Origin of the sequence: Pseudonocardia ammonioxydans (assembly GCF_900115005.1) — a bacterium.
Classification (GTDB): domain Bacteria; phylum Actinomycetota; class Actinomycetes; order Mycobacteriales; family Pseudonocardiaceae; genus Pseudonocardia; species Pseudonocardia ammonioxydans.
The window spans coordinates 19,233-32,831 of sequence record NZ_FOUY01000001.1 but is presented as its reverse complement, the minus strand read 5'-3'; the positions used below and the strand labels follow the sequence as shown (position 1 = coordinate 32,831).

Below are 13,599 nucleotides of genomic sequence, written 5' to 3'. Positions count from 1 at the left end.
GCGACCGGCACGACGGCCGTGTCTCCCCGTGGCACGGCCGGCACGACGACCGTCGGGTCGCGACCACCGCGGCCCACGGTCGGCCCCTCGGCCGCGCCCGCGCGGCCACCGAGCGGCTGTGCCCCCGCAGCCGGGAGGAGGAACGCTCCGGAGATGAACGTCGAACTGGACGAGCGGCCGGCCGCGCCGGACGGCCCGGAGGACACCGGCCCACCCGCCCCGGGACGGCTCGCCCGGGTGCTGCCCGTCGCCTCGGTCGTGGCCGCGGTGCTCGCGCTGGTGTTCGGTGCCCTGTGGCTGTTCGCGCTCAACAGCGACACGGTCCAGGTCGCCCAGGCCCGCGACGAGGCGCTGCGGGACGCCCGGCAGGCCGTGATCAACCTGAACACGCTGGACCACAACAACGCCGAGGCGGGACTGGACCTGTGGATCCAGTCCTCGTCGGGCTCGGTCCGCGACGAGTTCGTGAAGAATCGCGACGCCTACGCGCAGCTGGTCACCGAGCAGAAGCGGACCACCACCGCGACCGTCGCCGACGCGGCCGTGTCCGAGGTGGACCCGCGCGCCGGCACCGCCCGGGTGCTGGCCGGGGTCGACGTGACCGTGACCCCCGACGGCGCCGAGCCCACCGTGACCCGCCAGCGGCTCGAGCTCGGCATGGTCCGCACCGAGGAGGGCTGGAAGATCGACGCGCTGGAGCCGCTCCTCACGCCCGGCGCGGGCGGCTGAGCGGCCGCACCCGCCCCGACCCGGCGGCTCCGGCCGCTCCGCTCCCAGGTCGACCACCCCAGGAGGTCACCGCATGTCCAGTTCGCGACGCCGCCCGAGCGGCGGCATCCGCAGGCCCCAGGTCGCCGGCCGCCCCCGCGGCGGGTGGACGGACGCCGCCGACACCGCCGACGAGGCCGAGCGCGACGAGGCCCGGTCCGGCACCGTCGCCGTCGACGAGCGCTCCACCGCCGCCGTCGACGCCCCGCGGGCCGCCCCGGTCCGCTCCGGCACGGCCGACGCCGACGGCCCCGCCGCCGACGGTTCTGCCAACGACGGTCCTGCCAACAACGGTTCTGCTGCCGACGGTTCCACGACCGACGGCCCTGCCCCGGACGGTTCCGCCGCCGACGGTTCCGCTGCTGACACCCGGGACGGCGCCGGTGACGATGGTGCCGACCCGGACCCCGCCGCGTCCCGGTCCCGCAGGCTCCCGCTGCCCCCGGCCCCGCGCACCCGCGCGGCCACGGCGGCGCTGCTGGTGGTCACCGTCGTGCTCACCGCGGCGGCCGCGTTCTTCGGGGTCCAGTGGTACGGCGCCCGGTTCAGCGGCTCGGCCGCGAACGCCGCGCTGACCGACGTCGGCGCCACCGCCGAGGTGAGCCGGGAGGTCGGTGACGCGGTCACGAAGGTCTACTCGTTCGACCACGCCCGGCTCCAGCAGGCCGAGGACGAGGCCCGCGCGGTGATCACACCGGAGTTCCAGCCGGAGTTCGACCGGATCTTCGGCAGCGTCCGGGAGCTCGCCCCGCAGCAGCAGGCCGTCGTCACCGCGACGATCCCCAAGTCCGCGGTCGCGAGCATCACCGGCGACCGGGCGACGGTGTACCTGTTCGTCAACCAGGTCATCCGGCGCCAGGCCGACGGCGGTGCCCCGCAGGAGGGGTCCGCGGCGGCCCGGCTGCGGGTCGACGCCGAGTACGTCGACGGCAGCTGGAAGATCGCCGCCATGACCCCGGCCTGACGACCCCGGCCTGACGCCCCGGCCTGACGACCCCGGCCCGCCCCGGGCCCGCGCGCCCCGCACCCCCCGTGAACGGCGGTGCGGGGCGCGCGTATGCTGGTCCCCGATCCACCGAAGACCGCAGGTCTGCGCCCGGGCTCGCCCGGGCGTACGAAGGTCCCGGAGTTCCCGGGCGGCCCGCGCAGGAGGTCGAGGCGATTCCCGGGCGCCCTGCGCGCCCGCCGGTTCACTCCACGCCCCGTGCCCCTGCGCACGGGGCGTTCGTCGTCTCTCGGGTCGTGCGGTGGCACCTGCAAGGACCAACCACCCGAGAGGAGGGCAGCGATGGCAGCACCTGACAAGGTCGCGGCGGTCGAGGAGATCAGCAACCGCTTCCGCGAGGCGAACGCCTCGGTCGTCACCGAGTACCGCGGGCTCAGCGTCGCCAAGCTGACCCAGCTGCGTCGGGACCTGGGTGCGGACGCGAACTTCCGCGTCGCGAAGAACACCCTCGTCAAGCGCGCGGCCGCGGACGCCGGGGTGCAGGGTCTGGACGACCTGCTCGCCGGGCCGACCGCGATCACGTTCATCCAGGGCGAGCCCGTCGACGCCGCCAAGGCGCTCAAGAAGTTCTCCAAGGACAACCCCGGCCTGACGATCAAGGGCGGGTACATGGACGGGCGCGCCCTGTCCGTCGCCGAGATCGAGCAGCTCGCGGACCTCGAGTCCCGCGAGGTGCTGCTGGCCAAGCTGGCCGGCGCGATGAAGGCGAACCTGTCGAAGGCCGCGTCGCTGTTCAACCAGCCGGCCTCCCAGGTCGCGCGGCTCGCCCAGGCCCTCGCCGACAAGAAGGCCGACGGCGGCGAGACCGCCGGCGAGCCCGCAGCTGCCGAGGCCCCGGCCGAGGCCGAGGCCGACGGCGACTCCGCCGAGAGCTGATCACCACCCCCACCGAACGTCTGTCGTAGAGAAAGGACCGCCACCATGGCGAAGCTGTCCACCGACGAGCTGCTCGACGCCTTCAAGGAGCTCACCCTCCTGGAGCTCTCGGACTTCGTGAAGAAGTTCGAGGACACCTTCGACGTCACCGCCGCCGCCCCGGTCGCGGTGGCCGGTGCCGCCCCGGCCGCCGGCGGCGACGCCGCCCCGGCCGAGGAGGAGAAGGACGAGTTCGACGTCGTCCTCGAGTCCGCGGGTGACAAGAAGATCCAGGTCATCAAGGTCGTCCGCGAGGTCGTCTCCGGCCTGGGCCTCAAGGAGGCCAAGGACATGGTCGAGGGCGCGCCGAAGCCGCTGCTCGAGGCCGTCAACAAGGAGGCCGCCGAGGCCGCCAAGGCCAAGCTCGAGGAGGCCGGCGCGAAGGTCTCCCTCAAGTGATCTCGCGCTGAACCGCGCCCGGAGGGGCGGGACCCGGACTCGGGTCCCGCCCCTCCGGCGTTTCCGGGGCCGGGCGGGCCCGTGCCGGGGCCGGGACGGGCCGGACGTCGCCCGTGCGGCCGTGGTGACCGGTCGTCCCGGGCTTTCGACCGCTCATCGACGTCCAGGGGGTTGACTCGGTGCGCCGGGCAGGTCACTCTTGGGCAACGGTGGTTGCCTGGATGCTGAAATCGGCGACCTGTCTCGACAGCTGCGCCGGTAGCAGCTATAGTCAATCTTTGCGCTGCCTGCGTCCACGTTCTCTGCGCTCGCTACCGGAAGTTTCCGGGCCGCTCTGTCGGCCGTCGGAGAGGGTTCGGCGGAGCGGTCGCGGAGATGCCGACCCGCACGGCGGCGCCTGACAACAGACGGCGTGCGACGTGGCCCGCTGCCGGCTCACGATCCGGGGGGGACCCCGAACGGATCGAGGAAGACGGTAGCGCCCGCCACCGGCGTACGCCAGACGAGAAGCGCAGTTCTCGGAAGGACGCATCTTGGCTGTCTCCCGCGCCGCCGCGACGACTTCGACCCTCTCCGCTTCGGCGAACCCGAACTACCCCGGTGCACCCACCCGGGTCACCTTCGCGAAGATCGCGGAGCCACTGGAGGTCCCGGACCTCCTCGACCTGCAGATCCAGTCCTACGAGTGGCTGGTCGGCAGCGAGGCCTGGTTCCAGCGCCGGATCGACGCCGGCGACGAGCTGCCGGTCAGCGGGCTCGAGGAGATCCTCACCGAGATCTCCCCGATCGAGGACTTCTCCGGCTCGATGTCGCTGTCCTTCTCCGACCCGCGCTTCGACGAGGTCAAGGCCTCCGTCGAGGAGTGCCGGGACAAGGACATGACCTACGGTGCCCCGCTGTTCGTCACGGCGGAGTTCACCAACAACACCACCGGTGAGATCAAGTCCCAGACGGTCTTCATGGGCGAGTTCCCCGTGATGACCGACAAGGGCACGTTCATCATCAACGGCACCGAGCGCGTCGTCGTGTCGCAGCTCGTCCGCTCGCCGGGTGTGTACTTCGACCACTCGATCGACAAGGCGACCGAGAAGGACGTCTACTCGGTCAAGATCATCCCGAGCCGGGGTGCGTGGCTGGAGTTCGACGTCGACAAGCGCGACACCGTCGGTGTCCGGATCGACCGCAAGCGCCGCCAGCCGGTCACCGTGCTGCTGAAGGCTCTCGGCTGGACCGCCGAGCAGATCGGCGAGCGCTTCGGCTTCTCCGAGACGATCATGACCACGCTGGAGAAGGACAACACCGCGGGTCAGGACGAGGCGCTGCTCGACATCTACCGCAAGCTGCGCCCCGGCGAGCCGCCGACGCGCGAGAGCGCCCAGGCGCTGCTGGAGAACCTGTTCTTCAAGGACAAGCGCTACGACATGGCCAAGGTCGGGCGCTACAAGGCCAACAAGAAGCTCGGCCTCGACGTGGACACCACGGTCGGCACGCTGACCGAGGACGACGTCGCCACCACCATCGAGTACCTGGTGCGCCTGCACGCGGGTGAGACCACGATGACGGTCGGCTCGGGGGACGCGGCCGTCGAGATCCCGGTCGAGACCGACGACATCGACCACTTCGGCAACCGGCGTCTGCGCACCGTCGGTGAGCTGATCCAGAACCAGGTGCGGGTCGGCCTGTCGCGTACCGAGCGGGTCGTCCGCGAGCGGATGACCACGCAGGACGTCGAGGCCATCACGCCGCAGACCCTGATCAACACCCGGCCGATCACGGCCGCGATCCGGGAGTTCTTCGGCACCTCGCAGCTGTCCCAGTTCATGGACCAGCACAACCCCCTCGCGGGCCTGACCCACAAGCGCCGCCTGTCGGCGCTCGGCCCGGGCGGTCTGTCCCGGGAGCGGGCCGGCATGGAGGTCCGGGACGTCCACCCGTCGCACTACGGCCGGATGTGCCCGATCGAGACCCCGGAGGGCCCGAACATCGGCCTGATCGGGTCGCTGTCGTCCTTCGCGCGGGTCAACCCGTTCGGCTTCATCGAGACCCCGTACCGCAAGGTCACCGAGGGTGTCGTCACCGAGCAGATCGACTACCTGACCGCCGACGAGGAGGACCGTTTCGTCGTCGCACAGGCGAACGCCGTGCTGAACGACGACGGCTCCTTCGCCGAGGACCGGATCCTGGTCCGCCGCAAGGGCGGCGAGGTCGACCTGATCTCGCCGGCCGGCGTCGAGTACATGGACGTCTCGCCGCGCCAGATGGTGTCGGTCGCGACGGCGATGATCCCGTTCCTCGAGCACGACGACGCGAACCGCGCGCTGATGGGCGCGAACATGCAGCGTCAGTCCGTGCCGCTGCTGCGCTCGGAGTCGCCGCTGGTCGGTACCGGCATGGAGCTGCGCGCCGCGGTCGACGCCGGCGACGTCGTCGTGGCCGAGCAGGCCGGTGTGGTCGAGGAGCTGTGCGCCGACTACATCACCGTCATGGACGACGAGGGGCAGCGTCAGACCTACCGGCTGAACAAGTTCCGCCGCTCGAACCAGGGCACCTGCAACAACCAGAAGCCGATCGTCGACGAGGGCGCCCGGGTCGAGGTGGGCCAGGTGCTCGCCGACGGGCCGTGCACCGAGAACGGCGAGATGGCGCTGGGCAAGAACCTCCTGGTCGGCATCATGCCGTGGGAGGGCCACAACTACGAGGACGCGATCATCCTCTCGCAGCGCCTGGTGCAGGACGACGTGCTGACGTCGATCCACATCGAGGAGCACGAGGTCGACGCCCGGGACACCAAGCTGGGCGCCGAGGAGATCACCCGGGACATCCCGAACGTCTCCGAGGACGTGCTCGCCGACCTCGACGAGCGCGGCATCATCCGGATCGGTGCCGAGGTCCAGCCGGGCGACATCCTGGTCGGCAAGGTGACCCCGAAGGGCGAGACCGAGCTGACCCCGGAGGAGCGCCTGCTCCGCGCGATCTTCGGTGAGAAGGCCCGGGAGGTGCGCGACACCTCGCTGAAGGTGCCGCACGGCGAGTACGGCAAGGTCATCGGCATCCGGGTGTTCTCCCGCGACGACGACGACGAGCTGGCTCCCGGCGTGAACGAGCTGGTCCGGGTCTACGTGGCGCAGAAGCGCAAGATCTCCGACGGCGACAAGCTCGCCGGCCGGCACGGCAACAAGGGCGTCATCGGCAAGATCCTGCCGGTCGAGGACATGCCGTTCCTGGAGGACGGCACGCCGCTCGACATCATCCTGAACACCCACGGTGTGCCGCGCCGGATGAACATCGGCCAGATCCTGGAGACCCACCTCGGGTGGATCGCCAAGACCGGCTGGGAGATCGAGGGCCAGCCGGACTGGGCGTCGCGGATGCCCGAGGAGCTGTACTCGGTCCCGGCCGACACCAAGACCGCCACCCCGGTGTTCGACGGTGCCCGCGAGCACGAGATCACCGGCCTGCTCGGCAGCACGCTGCCGAACCGGGACGGCGAGCGGATGGTCAAGTCGGACGGCAAGGCACAGCTGCTGGACGGGCGCTCGGGCGAGCCCTACCCGTTCCCGGTCGCGGTCGGCTACATGTACATCCTGAAGCTGGCCCACCTGGTGGACGACAAGATCCACGCCCGGTCGACCGGCCCGTACTCGATGATCACCCAGCAGCCGCTGGGCGGTAAGGCGCAGTTCGGTGGTCAGCGCTTCGGCGAGATGGAGTGCTGGGCGATGCAGGCGTACGGCGCCGCCTACACCCTGCAGGAGCTGCTGACGATCAAGTCCGACGACGTCGTGGGCCGCGTGAAGGTCTACGAGGCGATCGTCAAGGGCGAGAACATCCCGGAGCCGGGGATCCCCGAGTCGTTCAAGGTGCTGCTCAAGGAGCTGCAGTCGCTCTGCCTGAACGTCGAGGTGCTCTCCAGCGACGGCGCGGCGATCGAGATGCGGGACGCCGACGACGAGGACCTCGAGCGTGCCGCGGCGAACCTGGGCATCAACCTGTCCAGCCGTCCCGGCTCGGAGTCGATGACGGTCGACGACGTCGTCAACTGACCCCGCCGTACACCGATCAGCCGAGATAACGAAGAAACAGAGGACATACGTGCTCGACGTCAACTTCTTCGACGAACTGCGCATCGGCCTGGCCACCGCCGAGGGCATCCGCCAGTGGTCGCACGGTGAGGTCAAGAAGCCGGAGACCATCAACTACCGCACCCTGAAGCCGGAGAAGGACGGGCTCTTCTGCGAGAAGATCTTCGGTCCGACCCGGGACTGGGAGTGCTACTGCGGCAAGTACAAGCGCGTCCGGTTCAAGGGCATCATCTGCGAGCGCTGTGGCGTGGAGGTCACCCGCGCCAAGGTGCGCCGTGAGCGGATGGGCCACATCGAGCTGGCCGCCCCGGTCACGCACATCTGGTACTTCAAGGGCGTCCCGAGCCGGCTGGGCTACCTGCTCGACCTGGCTCCCAAGGACCTCGAGAAGATCATCTACTTCGCGGCGTACGTGATCACCTCGGTGAACACCGAGCTGCGGCACAACGACATGTCCACGCTCGAGAACGAGATGAGCGTGGAGCGCCGGCGGATCGAGCAGACCCGCGACGCGGACCTGGAGGCCCGGGCCCAGAAGCTCGAGGCCGACATCGCCGAGCTCGAGGCCGAGGGGGCCAAGGGCGACGTCCGGCGCAAGGTCAAGGACGGCGGCGAGCGGGAGATGCGCCAGCTCCGTGACCGGGCCCAGCGTGAGCTGGACCGGCTCGAGGAGATCTGGAACACCTTCACCAAGCTGGACGTGCAGCAGCTCATCGCGGACGAGTCGATCTACCGCGAGCTGTACGACCGCTACGGCGACTACTTCACCGGTGCCATGGGTGCCGAGGCGATCCAGAAGCTCCTGGAGAACTTCGACATCGACGCCGAGGCCGAGAAGCTGCGCGAGATCATCCGGTCCGGCAAGGGCCAGAAGAAGCTGCGCGCGCTCAAGCGGCTGAAGGTCGTCGCGGCGTTCCAGTCCACCGGCAACTCGCCGCTGGGCATGGTGCTCGACTGCGTCCCGGTCATCCCGCCGGACCTGCGCCCGATGGTGCAGCTCGACGGTGGCCGCTTCGCGACCTCGGACCTGAACGACCTGTACCGCCGGGTCATCAACCGGAACAACCGCCTCAAGCGACTGATCGACCTCGGCGCGCCCGAGATCATCGTCAACAACGAGAAGCGGATGCTGCAGGAGTCCGTCGACGCGCTGTTCGACAACGGGCGCCGCGGCCGGCCGGTGACCGGGCCGGGCAACCGTCCGCTGAAGTCGCTGTCGGACCTGCTCAAGGGCAAGCAGGGCCGGTTCCGGCAGAACCTGCTCGGCAAGCGCGTCGACTACTCGGGCCGTTCGGTCATCGTCGTCGGCCCGCAGCTGCAGCTGCACCAGTGCGGTCTGCCCAAGCAGATGGCCCTCGAGCTGTTCAAGCCGTTCGTGATGAAGCGCCTGGTGGACCTCAACCACGCGCAGAACATCAAGTCGGCCAAGCGGATGGTCGAGCGCGGCCGCTCGCAGGTGTGGGACGTGCTCGAGGAGGTCATCTCCGAGCACCCCGTGCTGCTGAACCGGGCGCCCACGCTGCACCGTCTCGGCATCCAGGCCTTCGAGCCGCAGCTGGTGGAGGGCAAGGCCATCCAGCTGCACCCGCTGGTCTGCGAGGCGTTCAACGCGGACTTCGACGGTGACCAGATGGCGGTGCACCTGCCGCTGTCGGCCGAGGCGCAGTCCGAGGCCCGCGTGCTGATGCTGTCGTCGAACAACATCCTGTCCCCGGCGTCCGGCCGCCCGCTGGCGATGCCGCGCCTGGACATGGTGACGGGTCTGTTCCACCTGACCCGGCAGAACGACGAGGGCGAGGGCGCCGGCAACCACTACGGCTCCTCGGCCGAGGCGATCATGGCCTTCGACCGCAAGGTGCTGCACCTGCAGGCGCCGATCAAGATCCGGCTCCCCGGTGTCGTGCCGACCGCGGGTGCCGCGGGCGAGTCGGTGACCGAGGACGGTGTCTGGACCGCGGAGACGACGCTGGGCCGGGTGCTGTTCAACGAGCTGCTCCCGGCGGACTACCCGTTCATCAACGAGCCGCTGCCGAAGAAGCGCCAGGCCGCGATCATCAACGACCTGGCCGAGCGGTACTCGATGACCGAGGTCGCGCAGGTGCTGGACCGGCTCAAGGACGCCGGCTTCTACTGGGCGACCCGGTCCGGGGTCACCCTCGCCATCGACGACGTCGTGGTCCCGCCGAACAAGCAGGAGATCCTCGACTCGTACGAGGCGAAGGCCGACCAGATCAACAAGCGCTACCAGCGCGGTGCCCTGTCGCACCAGGAGCGCAACGACGAGATGGTCAAGATCTGGTCGCAGGCCTCGGAAGAGGTCGCACGGTCGATGGAGGAGAACTTCCCCCAGGCCAACCCGATCCCGACGATCGTGCAGTCCGGTGCCGCGGGCAACATGGCCCAGGTCCGCCAGCTGGCGGGCATGAAGGGCCTGGTGGCGAACCCGAAGGGTGAGTACATCCCGCGGCCGATCAAGTCGAACTTCCGCGAGGGCCTGTCGGTGCTGGAGTACTTCATCTCCACGCACGGCACCCGGAAGGGTCTGGCGGACACCGCGCTGCGGACCGCCGACTCGGGGTACCTGACCCGTCGGCTGGTCGACGTCTCGCAGGACGTCATCGTCCGCGAGGTCGACTGCGGCACCGAGCGTGCGATCACCATGCCGGTCACCGAGGAGACCAGCGACGGGCGGCTCATCCCGCACCGTTACCTGCGCACCTCGGTGTACGCCCGGTCCTCCGCGGAGGAGGTCACCGCGCCCGACGGCACGGTCATCGTCCGCAAGGGCGACGACCTGGGTGACCCGGCGCTGGACGCGTTGGTCGGGGCCGGGATCAAGCAGATCCGGGTCCGGTCCGCGCTGACCTGCGCCTCGGCCACCGGCATCTGCGGGCGCTGCTACGGCCGCTCGATGGCCACCGGCCAGCTGGTGGACGTCGGTGAGGCCGTCGGCATCGTGGCCGCCCAGTCCATCGGTGAGCCCGGTACCCAGCTGACGATGCGTACCTTCCACATCGGTGGTGTGGCCGGCGACGACATCACGACCGGTCTGCCGCGTGTCACCGAGCTCTTCGAGGCCCGGGTCCCGCGCGGCAAGGCGCCGATCGCCGACGTCGACGGGCGGGTCCGGATCGAGGACGGCGACCGTTTCTGGAAGATCACGCTGATCCCGGACGACGGCGGCGAGGAGATCGTCTACGACAAGCTGTCCAAGCGGCAGTGGCTCGGGATGACCTCGGTCGACGGCGTCGAGCGTCCGCTGGCCGACGGCGACCACGTGTCGGTCGGGCAGCTGCTGCTCGAGGGCACGGCGGACCCGCACGAGGTGCTGCGTGTCATGGGCCCGCGCGAGGTGCAGCTGCACCTGGTGCGTGAGGTGCAGAAGGTGTACCGCACGCAGAGCGTGGACATCCACGACAAGCACATCGAGGTCATCGTCCGGCAGATGCTGCGCCGGGTGACGATCATCGACTCGGGTGCGACCGAGTTCCTGCCCGGCGCACTGGCCGAGCGGGGCGAGTTCGAGGGCGAGAACCGCCGGGTCGTCGCCGAGGGCAACGAGCCGGCCTCCGGCCGCCCGGTGCTGATGGGGATCACCAAGGCCTCGCTGGCGACGGAGTCGTGGCTGTCCGCGGCCTCGTTCCAGGAGACCACCCGGATCCTCACCGATGCCGCGATCAACGGAAAGCGCGACAAGCTCGTCGGGCTGAAGGAGAACGTGATCATCGGCAAGCTGATCCCGGCCGGTACCGGCATCAACCGGTACCGCAACATCCAGGTCCAGCCGACCGAGGAGGCCCGTGCGGCCGCCTACGCGCTGCCGAGCTACGACGACGGCTACTACAGCCCCGACGTGTTCGGCACGGGCACCGGTGCCGCGGTGCCGCTGGACGACTACGACTTCGGCCGCGACTACCGCTGATGCGCTGACCGCTGCCGAAGAGGTCCCGGACGGGGCCGGACACCGCTCTCCCGTGGCGGTGGCCGGCCCCGTTCGTGCGTTCGGGCGCCGGTGCGACGCCGGACGGGCCGCCCCCGGGCGGGGACGGACCTGCCGGGGAGCGAGCGGTTCAGCGGGTGCAGTCGGCCCGCAGCGCCAGGCCGAGGGTGCGCAGCGCCTCGTCGGCCTCGGCGAGCAGGCCCGCCATGGTCGGGTAGTCGTGCCACATCCCGGCGGTGCGCTCGTAGCTCACCGAGGTCCCGGCGGCGCCGGCCCGCTCGACCAGGGCGTCGGCGTCGTCGACGAGCACCTCGTCCGCCCCGGCGACGACGTGCAGCGGCGGCAGGCCGGCCAGGTCGGCGTCGAGCGGGCACAGCTCCGGGGTGCCGGCCCAGTCCGCGGCGTAGCCGTCGACGGCGCCGGCCAGCCACGACGGATCGAGCATGGCGTCGCTGCGGGCGTTGCGGGTCAGCGCGTCCGCGCTGCAGGACAGGTCGAGCCACGGGGAGATCAGCCCGACGGCTCCGGGCAGCTCCGAGCCGGAGTCGCGCAGCCGCAGCAGCAGCGACATGGCCAGGCCCCCGCCCGCGGAGTCGCCGACGACCGCGATGCGGTGGGCGGGGCGGCCCGCGGTACGCAGTGCCTGCCAGGCGGCCAGCGCGTCGTCGAGGGCGGCCGGGAACGGGTGCTCCGGCGCGAGCCGGTACTCCGGCGCGTGCACGGGCGTCCCGGTGGCGTGGGCGAGGCCGGCGAGCAGCGGGCGGTGCGAGGCGGGGGAGCCGACCAGGTAGCCACCGCCGTGCAGGTACAGCACGCGGTGCGGCCCGAACGGGCCGGCGGGGGCGACGACCTCGGTGGGCACCCCGCCCAGGACACCGCGGGTCCGGCGGGTGCCGCGGGGGAGCGGCAGCGCGGCACCGACGAGGTCGAGTCCGGCGCGGCGCACCGGTAGAGGTAGGGTCGAGGACATCAGCGGCGCGACGAGCGCGCGTGTGGCGAAGCGGTTGACCGCCGTCGGCAGGTGCATACCGGACGGTAACCCGGCCGCCGTGCCTGCTGTGCCCAGGGCGGATCCGGTGTCCGACACCGGTTCGCCCGCCTCCGACCAGCTCTCGACGAGCGGCGGGCGATCTGCGACGAGCGGGTGAGGACGCTTGCCAGGGCCCGCCCTGTGCGGCATGGTCGGTGCCAATCCGGTCTCCGGCGGGACTCCTCCCGGCGGATGCGCGGACCTCCGAAGCCCCCGGAGAGTCCCCATACGGGTCCGTGACGGACCCGCTTTGACCGTCTCGAAGAGGGCCGAGTACTCTTGTGCCCTGCGCTCGACTTCGGTCGGGCCGGTCCGCGTGCCCCGTGGCGTGCGGATCCGGGTGGTCTCGCCGCCCGGGTCCCCGAAGCGTCCCGGTGACGGGCACGGTGGACGTCCCGAAAGCCTCCGCGGGGCCCTTCCGGTTCCGAGCGTGCGCGGGACGACACGCCCGACCTCGGGGTCCGGCGCGACGGTGGCGGAAGCAGTACCGAAGCCACGCCGGCGCCCGGCTCCCGGAGTACAGAAGTTCAGCACCACGAACGAAGAACAGCGACTAGCGAGACAGTCGAGCCACGTCGACGGGAAGAAGTAGACGGTTCATGCCCACGATCCAGCAGTTGGTCCGTAAGGGCCGCGAGGACAAGGTCACCAAGACCAAGACCGCGGCGCTGAAGGGCAGCCCCCAGCGCCGTGGGGTCTGCACCCGCGTGTACACCACCACCCCGAAGAAGCCGAACTCCGCGCTGCGCAAGGTCGCCCGCGTGCGGCTCTCGAGCGGCATCGAGGTCACCGCGTACATCCCCGGTGAGGGGCACAACCTGCAGGAGCACTCCATCGTGCTGGTGCGCGGCGGCCGTGTGAAGGACCTCCCGGGCGTGCGTTACAAGGTGATCCGCGGGTCGCTGGACACCCAGGGTGTCAAGAACCGCAAGCAGTCCCGTAGCCGCTACGGCGCGAAGAAGGAGAAGAGCTGATGCCCCGCAAGGGCCCCGCCCCGAAGCGTCCGCTGGTCTCGGACCCGGTCTACGGCTCGCCGCTGGTCACCCAGCTGGTGAACAAGGTCCTGAGGGACGGCAAGCGCTCGCTCGCCGAGCGCATCGTCTACGCCGCCCTCGAGGGCACCCGCGACAAGACGGGCACCGACCCCGTCGTCACGCTCAAGCGCGCGCTGGACAACGTGAAGCCGGCCCTCGAGGTCCGCAGCCGCCGTGTCGGTGGCGCGACCTACCAGGTCCCGGTCGAGGTCCGTGCCTCCCGGCAGACCACCCTGGGTCTGCGCTGGCTGGTCACCTACTCCGGCCAGCGCCGCGAGAAGACGATGGTCGAGCGCCTGATGAACGAGCTGCTGGACGCCAGCAACGGCCTCGGCGCCAGCGTCAAGCGGCGCGAGGACATGCACAAGATGGCGGAGTCGAACCGCGCCTTCGCCCACTACCGCTGGTGACCGGCCACCGTCGGA

General features: G+C 70.7%; 9 protein-coding genes. 8 read left to right on the top strand and 1 reads right to left on the bottom strand.

The features are described from left to right. The first annotated feature begins 153 nt into the window (after positions 1–153). The 6 genes from BM093_RS00190 to BM093_RS00165 all read left to right on the top strand — a co-directional run bounded on the left by BM093_RS00190 (position 154) and on the right by BM093_RS00165 (position 11,092). Positions 154–729 (top strand): hypothetical protein, encoded by a 576-nt coding sequence (locus BM093_RS00190; RefSeq protein ID WP_093335375.1) that lies wholly within the window; start codon positions 154–156, stop codon positions 727–729. Between the two features lie 73 nt (positions 730–802). Next, positions 803–1,732, top strand: coding sequence for a hypothetical protein (locus BM093_RS00185; RefSeq protein ID WP_093335372.1), 930 nt, complete (start codon positions 803–805; stop codon positions 1,730–1,732). A 324-nt stretch (positions 1,733–2,056) separates the two neighbouring features. Further along, positions 2,057–2,650: a 50S ribosomal protein L10 gene (gene rplJ / locus BM093_RS00180; protein WP_093335369.1), complete on the top strand. Its 594-nt coding sequence runs from the start codon at positions 2,057–2,059 to the stop codon at positions 2,648–2,650. 45 nt (positions 2,651–2,695) lie between these two features. Then, a complete protein-coding gene (gene rplL, locus BM093_RS00175) occupies positions 2,696–3,088 on the top strand; it encodes a 50S ribosomal protein L7/L12 (RefSeq protein WP_093335365.1) in 393 nt (130 codons plus the stop codon). Positions 3,089–3,621: 533 nt separating this feature from the next. Then, positions 3,622–7,131, top strand: coding sequence for a DNA-directed RNA polymerase subunit beta (gene rpoB / locus BM093_RS00170; RefSeq protein ID WP_093335362.1), 3,510 nt, complete (start codon positions 3,622–3,624; stop codon positions 7,129–7,131). Between the two features lie 49 nt (positions 7,132–7,180). Continuing rightward, positions 7,181–11,092, top strand: a complete 3,912-nt coding sequence (locus tag BM093_RS00165) for a DNA-directed RNA polymerase subunit beta' (protein ID WP_093335358.1) — start codon at positions 7,181–7,183, stop codon at positions 11,090–11,092. Between the two features lie 148 nt (positions 11,093–11,240). Here BM093_RS00165 and BM093_RS00160 read toward each other — a convergent pair whose 3' ends face one another. Then, positions 11,241–12,137: an alpha/beta hydrolase gene (locus BM093_RS00160; RefSeq protein ID WP_177238199.1), complete on the bottom strand. Its 897-nt coding sequence runs from the start codon at positions 12,135–12,137 to the stop codon at positions 11,241–11,243. Between the two features lie 602 nt (positions 12,138–12,739). On the opposite strand from BM093_RS00160, the gene rpsL reads away from it, so the two are divergent. Further along, positions 12,740–13,114, top strand: coding sequence for a 30S ribosomal protein S12 (rpsL, locus tag BM093_RS00155; protein WP_068797767.1), 375 nt, complete (start codon positions 12,740–12,742; stop codon positions 13,112–13,114). Next, positions 13,114–13,584, top strand: a complete 471-nt coding sequence (gene rpsG / locus BM093_RS00150; RefSeq protein ID WP_093335352.1) for a 30S ribosomal protein S7 — start codon at positions 13,114–13,116, stop codon at positions 13,582–13,584. The genes rpsL and rpsG overlap by 1 nt, the downstream gene beginning before the upstream one ends. The last annotated feature ends 15 nt before the right edge of the window (positions 13,585–13,599 follow it).

Coding starts and splice junctions, on each gene's coding strand:
- BM093_RS00190 (WP_093335375.1), top strand. CDS start 154: ATGAACGTCGAACTGGACGAGCGGCCGGCCGCGCCGGACGGCCCGGAG.
- BM093_RS00185 (WP_093335372.1), top strand. CDS start 803: ATGTCCAGTTCGCGACGCCGCCCGAGCGGCGGCATCCGCAGGCCCCAG.
- rplJ (WP_093335369.1), top strand. CDS start 2,057: ATGGCAGCACCTGACAAGGTCGCGGCGGTCGAGGAGATCAGCAACCGC.
- rplL (WP_093335365.1), top strand. CDS start 2,696: ATGGCGAAGCTGTCCACCGACGAGCTGCTCGACGCCTTCAAGGAGCTC.
- BM093_RS00160 (WP_177238199.1), bottom strand. CDS start 12,137: ATGCACCTGCCGACGGCGGTCAACCGCTTCGCCACACGCGCGCTCGTC.
- rpsL (WP_068797767.1), top strand. CDS start 12,740: ATGCCCACGATCCAGCAGTTGGTCCGTAAGGGCCGCGAGGACAAGGTC.
- rpsG (WP_093335352.1), top strand. CDS start 13,114: ATGCCCCGCAAGGGCCCCGCCCCGAAGCGTCCGCTGGTCTCGGACCCG.